Source organism: Enterobacter cloacae complex sp. P27C (genome assembly GCF_014895705.1).
Classification (GTDB): domain Bacteria; phylum Pseudomonadota; class Gammaproteobacteria; order Enterobacterales; family Enterobacteriaceae; genus Enterobacter; species Enterobacter bugandensis.
The window spans coordinates 80,950-99,783 of the sequence record NZ_JADBQB010000008.1; the positions used below are offsets into that span (position 1 = coordinate 80,950).

18 protein-coding genes are annotated in these 18,834 nt (G+C 54.3%); 15 read left to right on the plus strand and 3 right to left on the minus strand.

Annotated features, from left to right (window positions below; translation table 11 throughout):
• The first annotated feature begins 8 nt into the window (after nt 1-8).
• Together IM291_RS17085 and IM291_RS17090 are read left to right on the plus strand one after the other, a co-directional pair.
• On the plus strand, nt 9-1,214 hold the full coding sequence (locus IM291_RS17085; protein ID WP_192987372.1) for a glycosyltransferase: 1,206 nt from the start codon (nt 9-11) through the stop codon (nt 1,212-1,214).
• 15 nt (nt 1,215-1,229) lie between these two features.
• On the plus strand, nt 1,230-2,144 hold the full coding sequence (locus IM291_RS17090; RefSeq protein WP_049001264.1) for a hypothetical protein: 915 nt from the start codon (nt 1,230-1,232) through the stop codon (nt 2,142-2,144).
• A gap of 26 nt (nt 2,145-2,170) precedes the next feature.
• Here the strand turns inward: IM291_RS17090 and tdh are convergent, their stop codons facing one another.
• A complete protein-coding gene (tdh, locus tag IM291_RS17095; protein WP_006812404.1) occupies nt 2,171-3,199 on the minus strand; it encodes an L-threonine 3-dehydrogenase in 1,029 nt (342 codons plus the stop codon).
• Between the two features lie 9 nt (nt 3,200-3,208).
• The gene (gene kbl, locus IM291_RS17100; protein ID WP_045260056.1) at nt 3,209-4,405 is read right to left on the minus strand and encodes a glycine C-acetyltransferase; all 1,197 of its coding nucleotides are present in this window, start codon (nt 4,403-4,405) and stop codon (nt 3,209-3,211) included.
• Between the two features lie 215 nt (nt 4,406-4,620).
• On the opposite strand from kbl, the gene rfaD reads away from it, so the two are divergent.
• From rfaD to IM291_RS17130, 6 genes are read left to right on the plus strand one after another with little or no spacing between them, the layout of a single operon-like run.
• On the plus strand, nt 4,621-5,553 hold the full coding sequence (gene rfaD, locus IM291_RS17105; RefSeq protein WP_080329840.1) for an ADP-glyceromanno-heptose 6-epimerase: 933 nt from the start codon (nt 4,621-4,623) through the stop codon (nt 5,551-5,553).
• 2 nt (nt 5,554-5,555) lie between these two features.
• A complete protein-coding gene (gene rfaF, locus IM291_RS17110) occupies nt 5,556-6,602 on the plus strand; it encodes an ADP-heptose--LPS heptosyltransferase RfaF (protein WP_192987374.1) in 1,047 nt (348 codons plus the stop codon).
• Nucleotides 6,603-6,605: 3 nt separating this feature from the next.
• Entirely contained in the window at nt 6,606-7,589 is a 984-nt protein-coding gene (gene rfaC / locus IM291_RS17115) for a lipopolysaccharide heptosyltransferase RfaC (RefSeq protein WP_192987375.1), read from the plus strand.
• Nucleotides 7,590-7,592: 3 nt separating this feature from the next.
• Nucleotides 7,593-8,693 carry a glycosyltransferase family 9 protein gene (locus tag IM291_RS17120; RefSeq protein ID WP_192987377.1) on the plus strand — a complete coding sequence of 367 codons (1,101 nt, stop codon included), beginning with the start codon at nt 7,593-7,595 and terminating at the stop codon, nt 8,691-8,693.
• Nucleotides 8,694-8,698: 5 nt separating this feature from the next.
• Nucleotides 8,699-9,607 (plus strand): glycosyltransferase family 2 protein, encoded by a 909-nt coding sequence (locus tag IM291_RS17125; RefSeq protein WP_049001253.1) that lies wholly within the window; start codon nt 8,699-8,701, stop codon nt 9,605-9,607.
• Complete coding sequence (locus IM291_RS17130) at nt 9,595-10,809, plus strand: O-antigen ligase (RefSeq protein ID WP_049001250.1); 1,215 nt, start codon at nt 9,595-9,597, stop codon at nt 10,807-10,809. The genes IM291_RS17125 and IM291_RS17130 overlap by 13 nt, the downstream gene beginning before the upstream one ends.
• 24 nt (nt 10,810-10,833) lie before the next feature.
• Here IM291_RS17130 and IM291_RS17135 read toward each other — a convergent pair whose 3' ends face one another.
• The gene (locus IM291_RS17135) at nt 10,834-11,790 is read right to left on the minus strand and encodes a polysaccharide deacetylase family protein (RefSeq protein ID WP_049001249.1); all 957 of its coding nucleotides are present in this window, start codon (nt 11,788-11,790) and stop codon (nt 10,834-10,836) included.
• Between the two features lie 150 nt (nt 11,791-11,940).
• Here IM291_RS17135 and rfaQ point away from each other — a divergent pair, with 150 nt between their 5' ends.
• From rfaQ to coaD, 7 genes are all read left to right on the plus strand, one after another.
• A complete protein-coding gene (gene rfaQ, locus IM291_RS17140; RefSeq protein ID WP_049001246.1) occupies nt 11,941-13,011 on the plus strand; it encodes a putative lipopolysaccharide heptosyltransferase III in 1,071 nt (356 codons plus the stop codon).
• Nucleotides 13,008-14,135 (plus strand): glycosyltransferase family 4 protein, encoded by a 1,128-nt coding sequence (locus tag IM291_RS17145; protein WP_049001245.1) that lies wholly within the window; start codon nt 13,008-13,010, stop codon nt 14,133-14,135. The genes rfaQ and IM291_RS17145 overlap by 4 nt, the downstream gene beginning before the upstream one ends.
• Before the next feature lie 2 nt (nt 14,136-14,137).
• Complete coding sequence (locus IM291_RS17150) at nt 14,138-15,238, plus strand: glycosyltransferase (protein WP_041911667.1); 1,101 nt, start codon at nt 14,138-14,140, stop codon at nt 15,236-15,238.
• Between the two features lie 11 nt (nt 15,239-15,249).
• A complete protein-coding gene (locus IM291_RS17155) occupies nt 15,250-16,239 on the plus strand; it encodes a glycosyltransferase (protein ID WP_049001243.1) in 990 nt (329 codons plus the stop codon).
• A 66-nt stretch (nt 16,240-16,305) separates the two neighbouring features.
• A complete protein-coding gene (gene waaA, locus IM291_RS17160; RefSeq protein ID WP_028015020.1) occupies nt 16,306-17,580 on the plus strand; it encodes a lipid IV(A) 3-deoxy-D-manno-octulosonic acid transferase in 1,275 nt (424 codons plus the stop codon).
• Nucleotides 17,580-18,350 (plus strand): glycosyltransferase family 2 protein, encoded by a 771-nt coding sequence (locus IM291_RS17165; RefSeq protein ID WP_041911668.1) that lies wholly within the window; start codon nt 17,580-17,582, stop codon nt 18,348-18,350. The genes waaA and IM291_RS17165 overlap by 1 nt, the downstream gene beginning before the upstream one ends.
• Before the next feature lie 3 nt (nt 18,351-18,353).
• Nucleotides 18,354-18,833 (plus strand): pantetheine-phosphate adenylyltransferase, encoded by a 480-nt coding sequence (gene coaD / locus IM291_RS17170; protein ID WP_045260067.1) that lies wholly within the window; start codon nt 18,354-18,356, stop codon nt 18,831-18,833.
• Nucleotide 18,834: the final 1 nt, after the last annotated feature.

Below are 18,834 nucleotides of genomic sequence, written 5' to 3' on the forward strand. Positions count from 1 at the left end.
GTAGAAAGATGCCACAGCGACACAAAATTCTGCTCCTCGATACCGGTAAAGAGTGGGGAGGAGGCACCAACAGCATGCTCGAGCTTCTGAAGCGGATTAACCGCGAGAAGTTCGATATTACCTGTTGTTTTTACAGTGATTACAGCCGGGCCGAAGGACAAACCATCGGCCAGGTGTTGAACGGCATTGGCATCCCGTTAATTGTCATTCCGCAGCAAAAGCAGCCCGGATGGGCGAAGGTTGCGAAAGAGCTGGGCCGCAGCCTGCTATTTTTCTCGCGCAGCGCCCGCAAGGTATTTACCCGACATATTGATACGCTCTGGCGCATCCGGCCCAACGTCAGCAAGATCGAGACGATTTTCAGGGAAGGCGGTTTCGATACGCTGTACATGAACAATCAGCCGGGCTCTAACGAAGAGGGTTATCTGGCGGGCGCGAACCTGCATGCGCGGATAATTCAGCATTGCCGGATTGAACCGGTGCTGACCCCGCCGCTGGTGAAGCTGGTGAATGCCCACGCCACAAAAATCATCGCGGTTTCGCACGGCGTTGAACGCGTGTTGCTTCAGCATGGCGTCCGGCCCGAACTGTGTACGACGGTCAATAATGCCATCGACATCCACCAGCCTTTACCTGACCGACGCGCCATGCGCCAGCGTCTGAACATCGATGACGACACCTTTGTGTTCGGCAGCATTGGGTCGCTTATCCCTCGCAAGTCCAACCACCATACTCTGGAGGCGCTTGCAAAGTTCAGCCAGAAGCACCCGCAGGCGAAATGGAAAATGGTGCTGGTCGGCGAAGGTGCTGAACGCGGCGCGCTGACGGCGCAGGCTGACGCGCTGGGGATTGCTGAGCACATCATTTTTACCGGTTTCCAGAACACGCCTTTTGACTATCTCGCCACCTTTGATGCGTTTATTCTGGCTTCGAAGAGCGAAGGTTTGCCCCGCGTCGTGCTGGAGGCAATGTTGCTGAATATTCCGGTGATTGGCTCAAAGGTAACCGGCACGGCAGAATTGATCGACCATGAGTCGACCGGGCTGCTGTTCCCGTGGAGCGATGTGTCGCAACTTGCTCAACATCTGGATAATATCTGGCAGGATCCTGCTCTGCGCGCCCGGCTCGCCGCAGCCGCGCACCAGAATGTCTGCAACGTGTATGCCATTGAAAGCTATGTTAACGGTGTCGAGGCCGTTCTTGGCGCGCAATAACCAAACGAGAAGAACATGTTTAAATTCCTGAATGCTCGCTACCGCCACATTACCGGGCGTCATAACATTCCGTACGCTTCCCTTCCGGTCACGCGCGATCTCGTTGCGGTTGATTCCATCGTGATCCCTTGTACGGGCGCGGATTTTATCGAAGAGGCGTTATTATCAGCGACCTTTGCAGAGCGTTACGCCACCGACGTCAGCGAGATTGTTATCGTCAGCGATCAGCCTGAATCCGCTTTCGGCGAACTGCCGCCAAAAACCCGCGTTGTGACCCTCACGCTGCCAAAACGTGAAGAGGGGTACCGCTATAAGCAAATCTACCTCAGCCGTCTGGTGAAGCTTAACGCTCCGCTTCAGGCGCGCGGAGAAGGCGTATTGATGATCGACTCCGATCTCAACCTGCTGAAGATGCCCCAGATCAACATGGCCGATATGCACATCTACTCCAGCTTCCGTCAGGGCAAAATGATCGCCAAGCTGGACGGCGCCCCCGCAGAAAAAGTGCCGGCATATTACAAAGAAACGGTGCGCCCGTATCTGGTCGATCACGTTAACGGCGCGTTTCTTGCCGCAACCAAAAAGACCTGGCGTCGCATCTGCCCGCTGTGGCTGACGCTGTTCCAGGATACCTGGGAGCTGATGGACGACACGCAGCCGCCGACCGATCAGCTGCCGCTCGCCGCGCTGCTGGACATGCTGGATGTAAAAACAGTTAATCTGGGCGACTGGATGAACTGGCCGGTCTCCAAGAAGATCGGCGGTCAGGAAGCCGTTGTGCCGAAAGAGGTGATTGGCGCGCACGGGGGTTTCCCGCTTTCCGAATGGCAGAAGTATCTGGAATCGCCGGATAACAAATTGCTGTTCAAAGGGCAGGACTATACCCGCAAGGTGCGCTACCTGACGGACGAAGAGAAAAAGAATCAGTAAAAAAGGGGCCTGAGGCCCCTTTTTGTTTACTTATCCCAGCTCAGGATCACTTTCCCTGACTGGCCGGAACGCATCGCGTCGAAGCCCTGCTGGAACTCATCGATGGAGAAACGGTGAGTGATAATCGGGGACAGATCCAGGCCGGACTGGATCAGCGCTGCCATCTTGTACCAGGTTTCGAACATCTCGCGGCCATAGATGCCTTTGATGAACAGCCCTTTGAAGATGACTTTGTTCCAGTCGATGGACATATCTGACGGCGGAATGCCCAGCATCGCAATACGGCCACCGTGGTTCATGGTGTCCAGCATGGTGCGGAACGCTGGCGGCGCGCCGGACATCTCCAGACCCACGTCAAAGCCTTCGGTCATACCCAACTCTTCCATCACGTCGGTCAGGCTCTCTTTCGAGACATCCACCGCGCGGGTGACGCCCATTTTGCGCGCCAGCGACAGGCGGTATTCGTTCACGTCGGTGATCACCACGTTGCGTGCGCCCACGTGCTTCGCCACGGCTGCCGCCATAATGCCGATTGGGCCGGCGCCGGAGACCAGCACGTCTTCACCTACCAGGTCGAAGGAGAGCGCGGTGTGTACCGCGTTGCCGAACGGGTCGAAGATAGAGGCCAAATCGTCAGAGATATTATCCGGGATTTTGAAGGCGTTAAACGCCGGGATCACCAGGTATTCCGCGAAGCAGCCCGGACGGTTTACGCCCACGCCGACGGTGTTGCGGCACAGGTGCGTACGGCCACCGCGACAGTTACGGCAGTGACCGCAGGTAATATGGCCTTCACCAGAGACGCGATCGCCAATGCTAAAGCCTTTGACTTCCTGGCCGATGCCGACCACTTCACCAACATATTCGTGACCGACAACCATTGGGACAGGAATGGTTTTTTGCGACCACTGATCCCAGTTGTAGATGTGAACGTCAGTACCGCAGATGGCGGTTTTACGAATTTTGATCAGCAGATCGTTATGACCGACTTCCGGCTCCGGCACGTCGGTCATCCAAATCCCTTCTTCCGCTTTCAGTTTGGATAACGCTTTCATCACACGTCCTCAGGCAATTACGCCCAGCTGTTTGCCGATGCGGGTAAAGGCTTCCACCGCACGCTCAATTTGTTCAGGCGAATGCGCCGCAGACATCTGGGTGCGGATACGCGCCTGACCTTTTGGTACCACCGGGAAGAAGAACCCGGTGACGTAAATCCCTTCTTTCTGCAACTCACGGGCAAACTGCTGCGCCACAACTGCGTCGCCCAGCATCACCGGAATGATCGCGTGATCAGCGCCGGCCAGGGTGAACCCTGCGGCGCTCATTTTTTCGCGGAATAGACGGGCGTTTGCCCACAGTCGGTCGCGCAGCTCGGCGCCAGACTCCACCATCTCCAGCACTTTGATGGAGGCGGCCACAATGGCTGGCGCCAGGGAGTTGGAGAACAGGTACGGGCGGGAGCGCTGGCGCAGCCACTCAACCACCTCTTTGCGCGCAGCGGTATAGCCGCCGGACGCGCCGCCGAGCGCCTTGCCCAGCGTACCGGTGATGATGTCCACGCGGCCCATCACGTCACAGTATTCATGGGAGCCGCGGCCGTTTTCACCGACAAAACCGACCGCGTGGGAGTCATCGACCATCACCAGCGCGTCGTATTTATCCGCCAGGTCGCACACGCCCTTCAGGTTGGCGATCACGCCGTCCATGGAGAACACGCCGTCGGTCGCGATCAGTACGTGGCGGGCACCCGCTTCGCGTGCCTCTTTGAGCCGCGCTTCCAGCTCAACCATGTCATTGTTGGCGTAGCGGAAACGCTTCGCTTTACACAGGCGAACACCGTCGATGATGGAGGCGTGGTTCAGGGCGTCGGAGATAATCGCATCTTCTGCGCCGAGCAGGGTTTCAAACAGACCGCCGTTGGCGTCGAAGCAGGAGGAGTACAGAATCGCGTCTTCCATTCCGAGGAAGTTTGCCAGCTTTTGCTCAAGCTGCTTGTGGCTATCCTGGGTACCGCAGATGAAGCGCACGGAGGCCATGCCGAAGCCGTGGGTGTCCATGCCGTTTTTCGCGGCGGCAATCAGCTCAGGGTGATTCGCAAGACCTAAGTAGTTGTTCGCGCAAAAGTTGATCACATGGCTGCCGTCGGCAACGGTGATATCCGCCTGCTGGGCAGACGTGATAATACGCTCTTCTTTGAACAACCCTTCCGCACGTGCGGTGTCGAGGTCGCTGTTTAACTGTTTGTAAAAATCACCACGCATTGCAATTCTCCAGACTCGGCAAATTTTGGCACATATTACCCAAACCTATAGTTCATGACGAGATGACGCCGTATCTCTTCTCGTTTTTGCAGCATAAATCACGTGTACCCCTGCTGCATATCGGTGAATGGCTGAAGACCGGGCATTGTGATGATATGATATGAATATTAGCGTCCGGGATTGTCCCCGGGCTCAACACTTCAAAGGTTACAGTTATGATCATCGTTACCGGCGGCGCGGGCTTTATCGGCAGCAACATTATCAAGGCTCTCAATGATAAGGGCATCACCGACATTCTGGTGGTGGACAACCTGAAAGACGGCACCAAGTTCGTTAACCTGGTGGATCTGAACATCGCTGACTACATGGATAAAGAAGACTTCCTTATCCAGATTATGGCGGGTGAAGAGTTCGGCGAGATCGAAGCCATCTTCCACGAAGGTGCGTGCTCTTCCACCACCGAGTGGGACGGCAAGTACATGATGGATAACAACTATCAGTACTCTAAAGAGCTCCTGCACTACTGCCTGGAGCGTGAAATTCCATTCCTGTATGCCTCGTCTGCGGCAACCTATGGCGGCCGCACTTCTGATTTCATCGAGTCCCGCGAATATGAGCAGCCGCTGAACGTCTACGGCTACTCCAAGTTCCTGTTTGACGAGTACGTGCGTCAGATCCTGCCGGAAGCGAACTCGCAGATTGTCGGCTTCCGCTACTTCAACGTTTACGGGCCGCGCGAAGGGCACAAGGGCAGCATGGCGAGCGTGGCGTTCCACCTGAACACCCAGCTGAATAACGGTGAAAGCCCGAAACTGTTCGAAGGCAGCGACGGCTTCAAGCGCGACTTCGTCTACGTAGGCGACGTTGCAGCCGTAAACCTGTGGTTCTGGGAGAACGGCGTGTCCGGCATCTTCAACCTGGGCACGGGCCGCGCGGAATCCTTCCAGGCGGTGGCTGACGCAACGCTGGCATACCATAAGAAAGGCAGCATCGAGTACATTCCGTTCCCGGATAAGCTGAAAGGCCGCTACCAGGCGTTCACGCAGGCCGACCTGACCAACCTGCGCGCCGCGGGCTACGACAAGCCGTTCAAGACCGTTGCCGAAGGCGTAACGGAATATATGGCCTGGCTGAACCGCGACGCGTAAGTATGAAGATTCTGGTGATCGGCCCGTCATGGGTGGGCGACATGATGATGTCGCAAAGTCTCTATCGCACGCTCAAGGCGCGTTATCCCCAGGCGATAATCGACGTGATGGCACCCGCCTGGTGCCGTCCGCTGTTATCGCGTATGCCGGAAGTAAACGAGGCGATCCCGATGCCGCTCGGCCACGGGGCGCTGGAAATCGGCGAACGCCGCAAGCTCGGTCATAGCCTGCGCGAGAAGCGCTATGACCGTGCGTACGTGCTGCCAAACTCCTTTAAATCCGCCCTTGTGCCCTTCTTTGCGGGCATTCCACACCGTACCGGCTGGCGCGGCGAAATGCGCTACGGTCTGCTGAACGACGCGCGGGTGCTGGATAAAGCGGCCTGGCCGCTGATGGTGGAGCGCTACGTGGCGCTGGCCTACGACAAAGGGGTGATGCGCAGCGCGAAAGATCTGCCGCAGCCGCTACTGTGGCCGCAGCTTCAGGTTAACGACGGGGAAAAATCCCACATCTGCAACGCGTTTGGCCTTTCGTCCGAACGCCCGATGATTGGCTTCTGCCCCGGCGCAGAATTTGGCCCGGCAAAACGCTGGCCGCACTACCACTACGCCGAACTGGCGAAACAGCTGATCGACGAGGGCTACCAGATTGTGCTGTTTGGCTCCGCGAAAGATCACGAGGCGGGCAACGAAATTCTCGCCACGCTGAGCACCGAGCAACAGGCCTGGTGCCGCAACCTGGCTGGAGAAACGCAGCTTGAACAGGCGGTTATCCTGATTGCCGCCTGTAAAGCCGTAGTTAGCAATGACTCTGGCCTGATGCACGTCGCCGCCGCGCTGGATCGTCCGCTGGTTGCGCTGTATGGCCCAAGCAGCCCGGACTTCACGCCGCCGCTGTCGCACAAAGCGCGCGTAATCCGTTTGATCACCGGCTACCACAAGGTACGCAAAGGCGATGCCGCTGAAGGTTACCATCAGAGCCTGATCGACATAACGCCGCAGCGCGTTCTCGAAGAGCTCAACGAACTGCTGTTGAGCGAAGAAGGATAACGGATGCGGGTATTGATCGTTAAAACCTCCTCAATGGGTGATGTGCTGCATACGCTACCGTCGCTGACGGACGCCATGCGGGCCATTCCCGGCATCCGTTTTGACTGGGTGGTAGAAGAAGGCTTCGCGCAGATCCCCACCTGGCATGAAGCGGTTGACCGCGTGATCCCGGTCGCGATTCGCCGCTGGCGCAAAGCGTGGTTCTCCGCGCCGATTAAAGCCGAGCGTAAAGCCTTCCGTGAAACGGTGCAGGCGCAGCGTTACGACGCGATTATCGACGCGCAGGGGCTGGTGAAAAGCGCGGCGCTGGTCACGCGTCTGGCGCACGGCGTAAAGCACGGCATGGACTGGCACACCGCCCGCGAACCGCTGGCGAGTCTGTTCTATAACCGCCGCCACCACATCGCAAAGCAGCAACACGCCGTAGAACGCACCCGCGAGCTGTTTGCGAAAAGCCTCGGCTATGCGAAACCGGAAGCGCAGGGCGACTACGCCATTGCGCAGCACTTTTTGCGCAATACAGATCCCTGTGCTCAGCCTTATCTTGTCTTTCTGCATGCCACAACGCGCGACGATAAGCACTGGCCGGAAACGCACTGGCGAAGGCTGATTGAACTAATGCAACCCTCCGGTATCCATATTAAACTCCCGTGGGGCGCTGAGCATGAGCGGCAGCGTGCGGCGCGTCTGGCAGCAGGCTTTTCCTACGTCGAGGTGTTACCCAAACTCACGCTGGCGCAGGTTGCCGCAGAGCTGGCAGGCGCTAACGCCGTTGTTTCCGTGGATACGGGTTTAAGCCATTTAACCGCGGCGCTGGATCGCCCAAATATCACCCTTTTTGGCCCGACCGATCCCGGCCTGATCGGGGGCTATGGCAAAAACCAGCATCAGATGGTCAGCCCGACTCAGCAAACGAAGGATATCAGCGCAGATGCGATTTTTTCATTTTTACAGGGTAGCCGTTGGCTTTCCAACAGGGATATTTAACCCATGAGTTACGTATTTCTGCTGATTTTACTCTTTCCGGTGAAGCTTATCCGGAAGCTGTTTCGCAAAGAGACAGGGAAAAACCTGGTCATTCAGACAGCCAAAATCGGTGATTTTGTTAATGCAACGCCTCTTCTGGCCTGGCTGCAAAAAAGCGACGTGCTCATCAGCCGCAGCGTGGGTGCGCTGGCGAAGCACGACGAGACGGTCGAAGAGATTTATTTTATCGAGCAGCATAAGCGTAACCTGTGGCGTAAGCTCTGTTTCGCCTGCAGGATCATGAACCGCTATGACAACGTCTACCTTCTGCAGCCTAACAGCGTGAATCTTTTTTTCGCCTCCGTTTGTAACGCCAAAAACAAGCAATTCTTAAGCACTTACACGCGCAGGTGGTATCACGGGATTTTCTATTCAACGGCCAATGGTACGGTTAACCACGGTAGAAAAACGTTAACAGTCACTGACTATCTTAAGCTGGCCGACCGCGCTCTGACCTGGCAAGACTCTCCAAAGCACGCCACAAAGCCACTATTTAAACCCGCGACTTATCCGGCGATCCTTGATAAACCCGGCGCGGTCCGCATTGGCATCAGTATCGCCGCCGGGAATAAAGCCAAAACCGTTCCGCCTGTCATCTGGAAGCAAATTGCCGATCGTCTCGCCGACCTGCCCTGCGAGTTTTATGTCTTTGGCGCCCCAAATGAACAGTCCTGGATGGATGACATCACCCGCGCTTACGGTGAACTACCCAACTTTATTAATCTGATTGGCAAGATCTCGCTTGAAGAGCTTCCGTGGTCAATTTCTAAAATGGATTGTTATATCGCCTCCGACTCGGGGAATGTCTACATCGCCGATGCGGTTGGCGTGCCGGTCGTCTTACTGTTCGGTCCGTGCTGTCACTACGAGCAGCGCCCGCTTGGCAACGTGTTGCTGATTGGCAACGATGATAATATTTGCTCGTATGTTTTTGAAACTCGTTATTATTTCCCGCAAGGCCGGGAAGAACTCTTCGCGGTAACAGATGAATCGCTGGACGAACTCAAACATTTCATTTGCGGGCTACCAACAGCAAAATCTGCCTTTGATGCTCAGGGGAACTAATTACTATGGCTTTTCTCAGCATCATTATTGCCGCACATAATGCCGAAAACACGCTTCACGCCACGCTGGAAAGTCTGCAAAACGCGATTGAGAATGCAGGCGATGATGTAGAAGTTATTATCATTAATGACAGTTCCAACGATTCCACACAGGATATTATTGAGGCGTGGTTGCCAAAGCTTCCGCATGCGCAATGCCAATACGTTGAGTACCGTAACGTAGGGCATGTTCGAAACAGCGCAGTCTCGCTGGCGTCAGGCGATTACATCACGATGCTTGATAGCGACGATCTGTTAAAGCCGGGTAGCATCCGGGATGCCGTCGCCTTCCTGAAAGCAGAGCGTCCTGATATGTTGCTGACGCGCCTGCTGGAAATACGCGATATGCGGAAAATCACCTCCGCCTGGCAGGGATTCACGCCCGTCTCATTATCGCAAAATGATGCAATAAAGCGTTTCCTGCAGCACAAAGATTTTCAGGCGCATCTGATCGGGCAATTCATCCACCGCAAGCTGTATGCAAGCAACCCGATCCCGTCTATGGTCTGCTATGAAGATTTCGCGGTATTTCCCGGTATGCTGATGCAATCGCGTAAAATCTTCTTTCAGCGTCAGGGACACTATTTTTACATCAAACGCAGCGACAGTTTGTCGAGCCGTCTTGACGCCAGCAAAATCGCTACGCTGGTTGAATGCACCTTACAGATGGAAAACACCTTCCCGCAATCATTCAGGCATCTGGTTAATTGCCACTGGTTTGATATTTACAGTAACCATCGAAAACATTTGACCGACCAGCAACTCAAACAGGTTAAGGCGCGGGTAAACGCACTTTATTCTTTCTCTTTTTTCTTCTCCAGAGATGTACGTTTCAGCTACAAAAAAAGGGTCATTGAGGCATTATGGAAAAAGTAAAACTGCGGCTCTATCAGCTGACGCTGATTTTGAGCCTCATTTCGTTTGCACTGGTGCTGCTGAGCTCAGGTAAACAACGCGAATTTTTCTATATTGCGGTTTATGCCAGCATTATCGGCTTAGCTTGCGAATATAAAAAAATCACCCTGCGCCCCTTTTCAATCGCGCTCCCCATATTGCTGATTGGGCTACTCAATCTTGTCTGGTATATGGTGTACGAATACCATAGCGAAGGTTTAAACACTTACAGCGATTATCTGGGTGCCAGTAAGAAACTGATATTAGCGAGCATTCTCGTTTTTTATCTTGATCTGTTCAAATCGTATATTGATAAAGAATCATTTCAGAAATACTTCTTATACGCCTCTGGCGCGGGACTCATCCTTGCCACGGTCTATGGCTTATGGCAGGCCTGCCAGGGAATGGGGCGTATCGAGATGGCCATAAATCGTGCGACCGTGTCAGCCTATGTATACTCTGTACTGTCGCTGGCGCTCATATACAGTCTTTATCTTCAGAAAAACAGAAAATTGTATGTTGTAGCGGGTCTCACCGTATTAATTTCCTGGTTCGTTATTCTTTTGACAGGGACGCGTGCTGCCATGGGGCTGTATTTGCTTATGGCGATTGTGCTGACCCTTTACCATTTCAGAAGAATTCACCTTAAATCAATGCTGATTTTCTTATGTGTTGTGGCGGGCATTATTATCGTTAGCTACAAACCGTTGATCTCGCCTAAGATAGATCAAACGCAAAGGGAATTTGCAATCTACCAACAAGGCATCGACGCCACGTCACTCGGGGCGCGTTTTTCCATGTGGACAGTGGGTCTTCAGAACGGTCTGGCCCACCCACTGGGACAGTCAATCGAAGATCGCGCGGTATGGTCACAGCATTATGTTCAAGAGGGGCACCCGCACCTCGTATCCGCACTCGAGTATATCAGGATACATCTGCACAATGAATTTATCGAAAAATACTCTCTGCAGGGGCTTCCGGGTCTGGCGATATTACTCTTTTTCTTCGTTTCGATGATCGCTTACGCGCTTAAAAACCGAAATGGCCTGCTGCTGACAACGATGCTTCTTTTATTACTCTATGGCCTGACGGACGTCATTTTATTGAGCTCAGAAGCCCTAATATTCTTTGTTACTCTGTTTGCATTGAGTACTCCCTTCTCGCAAACCAGACAACATCAATAAGAGATAATGCCCGCCAGCCGGGCATTATTTTTTCTTGTATTGATAAAACTCCGCCAGCGTCATCCCCACCGTCTTATCGGATAGCCAGCTAAAAAGCGCTTCTAAATCCTGATATAAACCTTCAATCGCCGCCTCATCTTTAAAGGTCGGACTTCCGCCTGGCATAAATTCAGACGAGTGAAGCATAAACTCCACATAGTCATTTCCCCGCGACAGGCACTGCTGCGCGACCTGAATCATCTGCGCCGCATTGCCGCCGGACGGTCGCAACCAGTTTACGGACGGAGAGCGGTATTTCCCGCGCAGACGATCATAGCCTTGCTTGATCGTGTTCAACCAGGCCGGATGTTTATACTGAATGCTCATCGGCACTTCGAGTAAGGGACTATTTCCCGCCCGGGAAATAGTATCTAAATCCATAAAATAGGCGTGGTCGGGGAAATGCTGATAATCCGTTCCGCCATTGCCCTGCGGAGCACCTTTCGCATTGCGCCAGTTCACGCGTGGCGTCACGGAGCAATCAACCTGGTAGCCCAGTTCAACGAGCAATTTTGCATAGCGGCTATCAAATGCCCAACGCCCGGCGCGGTGGCTCAGCATTTTGGTCTGGAATGTCTCTTCCAGCAGACGGGTCATGAACAGCACTTTCTCACGCATCACCTCGTCTGAAAATTCAATCAGATACGGTTGCCAGCGCCAGTCATCTCCCGTGAGATCGTGCTCAGGTGGGCTATTCCATGCGTGAAGGTGCATACCCACCTCCCCCTGACCGCGAGCGATCGCGTCCCTGGCGAATTCAATGAAAACGGGCTCGATTGCCATCTCATAGTTTGTCAGCCATACGGGCTTAAAACCAAAACGCTCACAGAGGGCCTGGAACCGGGCCAGATAGCGCGCATTTTCCGTTTTAATGACGCGGTGATTCTGCCAGAGATTATCGCCCTCAGTATCAATCGTGATGATAAACGCTGGTTTTTTCATAATGAGTCCGCATGACAGGGAAGTTAGCGCTATGTTACGCACTCTCCAAAGCCTGAGTAAACCCTTCCTGGGAAATTCCTGAGATTATGGAGAAAGAGTGCAAGTCGCTACCAGGTCTATTAGAATTGCCAACAGTACAACGCCGATAAGATGATGATGAATAACTTACCTGACACGCCTGATTTGCGCATTCTACTGATCAAACTCCGCCATCATGGCGATATGTTATTGACCACCCCCGTCATTGATTCATTACGTCAAAAATGGCCACAAGCGCAAATTGACGTGCTGTTGTATGAAGAAACGCGCGATATGCTCGCCGCTCACCCGACGATTGGCACTATTTATGGAATCGATCGTAAATGGAAGCAGCTGGGCACGCTAAAGCACCTTCAAAAGGAGTGGCAGCTGCTCTGCGCGTTACGAAAGCAACATTATCATCTGGTGATAAATCTTGCCGATCAGTGGCGTAGCGCTATCGTCACCCGTTTCACCGGTGCGCCGGTTCGCCTCGGATTCGCCTTTAACAAACGCAACAATCCATTCTGGCGTTTCTGTCATAGCGATTTAGTCTCTGTTGCAAACCACAAATCCCTGCACACCGTCGAACAAAATCTCTCCATTCTGTCACCATTACAGGTCGCGCCTGAGCCAGCTGTTACCATGGCCTACAGCGCAGAAGACTGGCACCACGCCCGCCAGCAGCTGGTGCAAAAAGGAGTGGGCGATAACTACATCGTCATTCAGCCGACATCACGCTGGTTCTTCAAATGCTGGGATGAAAGCAAAATGGCGCAAACCATCACCGCGCTGCAGCAGGATGGGCATACCGTTGTACTCACGGCCGGGCCGGATAAAAAAGAGCTGGCGATGATAGATCGCATACTCGCCGCCTCACCGAAAACGGGGGTCGTCTCGCTGGCGGGACAGCTAACGTTGCGCCAGCTGGCCTCACTCATCGACCACGCGTGTCTTTTTATTGGCGTTGACTCCGTTCCGATGCACATGGCCGCCGCGCTGCAGACGCCCTGCGTGGCGCTGTTTGGCCCTTCCAAACTGACGTTTTGGTCTCCATGGCAAGTCAACGGTGAAGTCATCTGGGCTGGCGACTACGGTCCCCTTCCCGATCCCGACGCTATTGATACCAAAACGAAAGAACGCTATCTCGACGCCATTCCTGTTGATGCTGTCGTCTCCGCTGCAAGGAGATATTTGTCATGAAACACCATCGTCTGGCGATTGTTCGCCAAAAGTATCGCCCTGATGGCGGAGCGGAGCGCTTCGTTTCACGTGCGCTCACCGCGCTGAGCAATCAGAATCTTGAACTCAACGTCATTACGCGTGAATGGCAGGGCGAGAGACAGGACGACTGGCATATCCATATTTGCGACCCGCGCAAATGGGGCCGAATTAGCCGCGAACGCGGGTTTGCCCATGCTGCCCGCGCGCTGTGGCAGCAACAGCAGTTTGATATTGTGCAAAGCCACGAGCGGATTCCGGGCTGTGATATCTACCGCGCTGGCGATGGCGTTCATCGCCGTTGGCTGCTACAGCGTGCGCGCATCCTGCCCGCCTGGCGCGCGAAAATGCTGATGGTCGACCGCTATCACCGCTACGTGATGCACGCCGAGCGTGAAATGTACCAGGCGCCAGAGCTGAAAGCGGTTATCTGTAATGCGGAGATGATCAAACGCGAAATCGTCGAAGACTTTGATCTTGACGCAAAAAAGATACATGTGATTTATAATTCAATTGATTCCAGCCGCTTCGTTCCGGCCCAGGAAGCACAGCGTGCCGCGCTGCGTCAGCAATTTGGTTTGCCAGCCGATGCCGTGGTGTTCTGTTTTGTAGGATCGGGATTTGAACGAAAAGGATTGGCCAGCGCCATACGCGCTATCGCAGGAACTTCAGCCTGGCTGATTGTGGTTGGACAGGATAAAGCAGAACATCGTTATCGTGACCTCGCCCGTTCATTGGGCTGCGAAGGGCAAATCCGTTTCCTGGGGATGCAAAAAGAAACGCTGCCTTTTTATCAGCTATCCGATGGTTTACTGTTGCCAACGCTGTATGATCCCTTTCCAAACGTCATTCTTGAAGCGATGGCCTGCGGCTTGCCCGTCATTACTTCAGAGAGTTGCGGAGGCGCTGAATTTATTCAGCAAGGCCAGAACGGATTTTATTGTGACGCCCTGGATATCAACACATTGAAGGAGGCAATTGCAGCCACTCCTTCTCTGGGAAAAAATAACACGCTGGGGCAAGCGGCACGTGAACGGGTAAAAGACGCCACCCCCGAAAAACTGTCAAGTCAGCTTATTTCGCTTTATCAAAAATTACTGGATTAAAAATGCGCATCCTAATGATTATTGATGGTTTACCCGGTGGGGGAGCTGAAAAAACAGTTCTTACACTTTCCAGCGGATTAACGGAAATGGGGCATCAGGTCTCCCTTTTCTCCCTGCGGAAAGTGTGTGATTACGCCATCCCGGAAGGCATTGATTATCAGGTGGTTCAGGATACCTGCAAAAAACCGTGGCGCAAGCTGACGGAGATCCCACGCCGAGCCCGCCTGCTGGATCAGGCAATTGAGCGGGCTGAGCGCAGCGGAAAATTTGACGTTGTGTTCTCTCATCTGCACAAAACTGACCGCATTGTGGCGCACTGCCGCGCGCTGGAGCGTGAAAAAGTCTGGTTCTGCGTGCATGGCATGTTCTCTTTCTCCTATCTTCGCCATCGCAGCGGGCTTTCGCGCTGGTTTAAGCATCTTAAAATTCGTCATACCTACGAAAACCGAAACGTTGTCGCCGTCTCAGGCGCCGTGCTGAAAGACCTTTCCGAGACCCTGGCTCTGAAACTCCGGCGTAAAGCGGTTATCCACAATCCTTTTGATATCCCTGAAATTCAGCGTCTGGCGGATGCCCCCTTCGAGATGCAAGGGAAGGATTACATCATCCATGTCGGCCGCTTCCATGAACACAAACGCCACGACCGTCTTTTACGCGCGTTCGCACAGAGCCAGCTCGACACTACGCTTGTCATGATGGGCAATGGCTCCGAAGCCAAAATTCAAAAGCTCAAACAGCTTGCCCGCGACCTGGGTATTGAAGACAAGACGGTTTTCCGTCCCTTCGACTCCAATCCCTACCCCTGGATTAAAGGGGCACGCCTCTTAGTGTTAAGTTCTGACTGCGAAGGTTTTGGTAATGTGCTGGTGGAATCCATTATCTGCCAGACGCCACCGGTCAGTACCAATTGTCCGGGTGGCCCCGCAGAAATCCTCACCGGCGCCTTAGCGCGCGGGCTGGCAGAGCTAAATGACGCGTCACTGGCAAAAACCCTGGTAGATATTTATACCGCCCCGCCGGTTGTTGGCGATGCAACGATTGCGTCGTTCGGTATCAATGCCATTTGCCAGCAGTACATTGCTTTGGTCGACAATCAAAAATAATCAGGTTTCTTATGCAAAATTCAGCGCCATTGTTAAGCGTGGTGGTTGCCGTTTATAACGGCGAAGCTTTTCTGGATCAGTTCTTTACCTGCCTTGTGAATCAACGCATCGACAGCATGGAAGTCATTATTGTCAATGATGGCTCAACTGACCGCTCGATGCAGATCGTCGAAAGCTGGCGTGAAAAACTGCCGCAGATGCAGGTGATTGAACAGCAAAACCAGGGCGTTTCCATTGCGCGAAATACCGGCCTGGCCGTTGCAACCGGTCAGTATCTCTCTTTCCCGGATATTGATGACGTCTTCAAACCTGGCATGTACCAGCGTCTGCTGGATATGGCCGTCACGCAGGATTTGGATGTCGCCACCTGCAACGGCAACTACGTCTGGGAAAATGATAAGAAACCGTCTCGACCTATCTTCCCCGAGGATAAACTCGCCTCAACGGGCGTTATGACGGGCCCGGCATGGTTAAAGATGGCGCTGGATTCACGTAAGTTCCTGCACGTGACCTGGCTTAATATCTATCGCCACGATTTTATTCGTAAACACAGTTTCCATTTCGAACCCGGCCTGCGCCATCAGGATATCCCATGGACTACCGAGGTGCTGCTTGCCGCAGAGCGCGTTCAGTACACCAATGAACGCTTTTATGACTACTACATTCACTCTGCCTCGGTATCGCATACGCCGGATAATGACGACACGCTGATTCGCTCCGCGCGCCACTACATGAAAATCCTGCAGATGCTTGATGCCATTAACCAGCGTTACCCGGATAAAGTGAAAAATATCCCCGCCTGCCACTGGCAAATCGCCAAAGAGGGGCTGGGGATCATTCATACCTTCGACAACATGAAGGATGAGACAAAGAAAACAATGATTATCAAAGAGTTCTTCGACACCGGGATCTGGAAGCTTATCTGGAAAAGTGCCAAAAGCCCGCGTTTGCGCTGGCGCCTGGGCCGACGCTACTTCCGTTTAAAACGGTATCTGGCATAAGAGATAGCTTTACCTGGCTTAAATGCTTAGAATTTGCCCGCCGAAACTAAAAAGACGGATAATCGCTTGGAATTGTTGTATACCGCCCTGCTCTATATCATTCAGCCACTGGTGTGGCTGAGACTGTTGCTTCGTAGCCGTAAAGCGCCTGCGTATCGTAAACGCTGGGCTGAACGCTATGGCTTTTGCCGCAATAAAGTCGCCCCGGACGGTATTTTGCTGCATTCCGTTTCTGTCGGTGAAACGCTGGCGGCGATCCCGCTGGTTCGCGCTCTGCGCCACCGCTACCCGTCTCTGCCGATTACCGTCACCACCATGACGCCAACCGGCTCAGAGCGCGCGTTATCCGCGTTTGGCAAAGACGTTCATCACGTCTACCTCCCTTACGATCTGCCCTGCGCTATGAATCGTTTCCTGAATACCGTTCGCCCGAAGCTGGTGATCGTGATGGAAACCGAGCTGTGGCCGAACATGATTTCCGCTCTGCATGCCCGTAAAATTCCGCTGGTGATTGCCAACGCGCGCCTTTCAGAGCGCTCGGCGAAAGGCTACGGCAAGCTGGGCAAATTTATGCGCCGCCTGCTAAGCAAAATCACGCTGATTGCCGCGCAGAACGAAGAAGACGCGGCGCGCTTTATCTCCCTGGGCCTGAAGCGCAACCAGCTTGCCGTGACCGGCAGCCTGAAATTCGATATTTCCGTTACCCCTGAACTGGCCGCCCGCGCCATCACGCTGCGCCGCCAGTGGGCTCCGCGTCGCCAGGTCTGGATAGCGACCAGTACTCATGAGGGCGAAGAGGCGATCATCCTGCAGGCGCACCGTAAGCTGCTGGAAACCTTCCCGGACCTACTGCTGATTCTGGTGCCTCGTCACCCCGAACGTTTTAAAGATGCCCGCGAAATGGTGCAGAAAGGCGGCTTCAGCTTCACCCTGCGCAGCAGCGGAGAGATCCCTTCCGGCAGTACCCAGGTGGTGATTGGCGATACGATGGGCGAACTGATGCTGCTCTACGGCATTGCTGACCTCGCTTTTGTTGGCGGCAGCCTGGTGGAGCGCGGAGGCCATAACCCGCTGGAGCCAGCAGCCCACGCCATTCCTGTGCTGATGGGTCCACACACGTTTAACTTCAAAGATATCTGCGCTAAATTGCAGCAAGCCGATGGTTTAATTACCGTGACCGATGCGGACTCGGTCGTCAAAGAAGTATCGACCCTTCTGACGGATGAAGATTACCGCCTGTGGTACGGTCGCCACGCCGTCGAAGTGCTGCACCAGAACCAGGGCGCACTCACCCGTCTGCTGCAGCTTCTGCAACCTTATCTGCCTCAGCGGAGCCACTAATGTCTACGCGTCTGTCGGTCGTCATGATCGCCAAAAACGCCGCCGACCTGCTTCCGGACTGCCTGGCCTCCGTCGCCTGGGCTGACGAAATTGTTATCCTCGACTCCGGAAGCACGGACAACACGGTGGACATCGCCCGGGCTGCGGGCGCAAAAGTCTTTACCGATACCGACTGGCAGGGCTACGGCATTCAGCGCCAGCGCGCGCAGGGTCACGCCACGGGCGATTATGTGCTGATGATCGACACCGACGAGCGCGTCACCCCGGAACTCCAGCAGGCCATTCAGGCGGTGCTTTCCTCACCCCAGCCTGGCGCCGTATACAGTATCGCGCGTCGTAACTACTTCCTTGGCCGCTTCATGCGCCACAGCGGCTGGTATCCGGATCGCGTAATGCGCCTCTACGAGCGCGGGCGCTTTCAGTACAACGACAATCTTGTCCATGAGTCACTGGCCTGCGACGGCGCCCAGGTCATCCCCCTGACGGGTGATTTGCTGCATCTGACCTGCCGTGATTTCGCCAGCTTCCAGCAAAAGCAGCTCAACTATGCCACCGCATGGGCGCAGGAACGCCACCAGCGCGGCAAGAAGGCCTCGCTGACAGGAATCTTCACCCACACGCTGGGCGCGTTTCTGAAAACGCTGCTGCTGCGCGGCGGCGTGCTGGATGGTAAGCAGGGCTGGTTACTGGCGGTAGTGAATGCCCAGTATACTTTCAACAAATACACCGAGCTGTGGGCGCTCTGCCGCGGCTACTCAGAGAAAACGTGAGCCATGAGCACAAAAGCGATTTATCCGGGTACCTTCGATCCGATCACTAACGGTCATCTTGACATCATTACCCGTGCAGCGTGCATGTTCGACAAGGTGATCCTGGCGATTGCCGCCAGCCCCAGCAAAAAGCCGATGTTTGATCTCAACGAGCGCGTGCAACTTGCCACCGACGCCATTTCGCACCTGCCGAATGTTGAAGTTGTCGGGTTCAGCGATCTGATGGCGAACTTCGCCCGCGCCCAGCAGGCCAATATTCTGATTCGTGGCCTGCGCGCGGTGGCAGACTTCGAGTATGAGATGCAGCTGGCGCACATGAACCGCCACCTGATGCCGGAGCTGGAAAGCGTATTCCTGATGCCGTCAAAAGAGTGGTCGTTTATCTCGTCCACGCTGGTAAAAGAGGTGGCGCGCCATCACGGGGACGTTACCCATTTCCTGCCGGATAACGTCCACCTGGCGCTGATGGAAAAGCTAAAGTAGT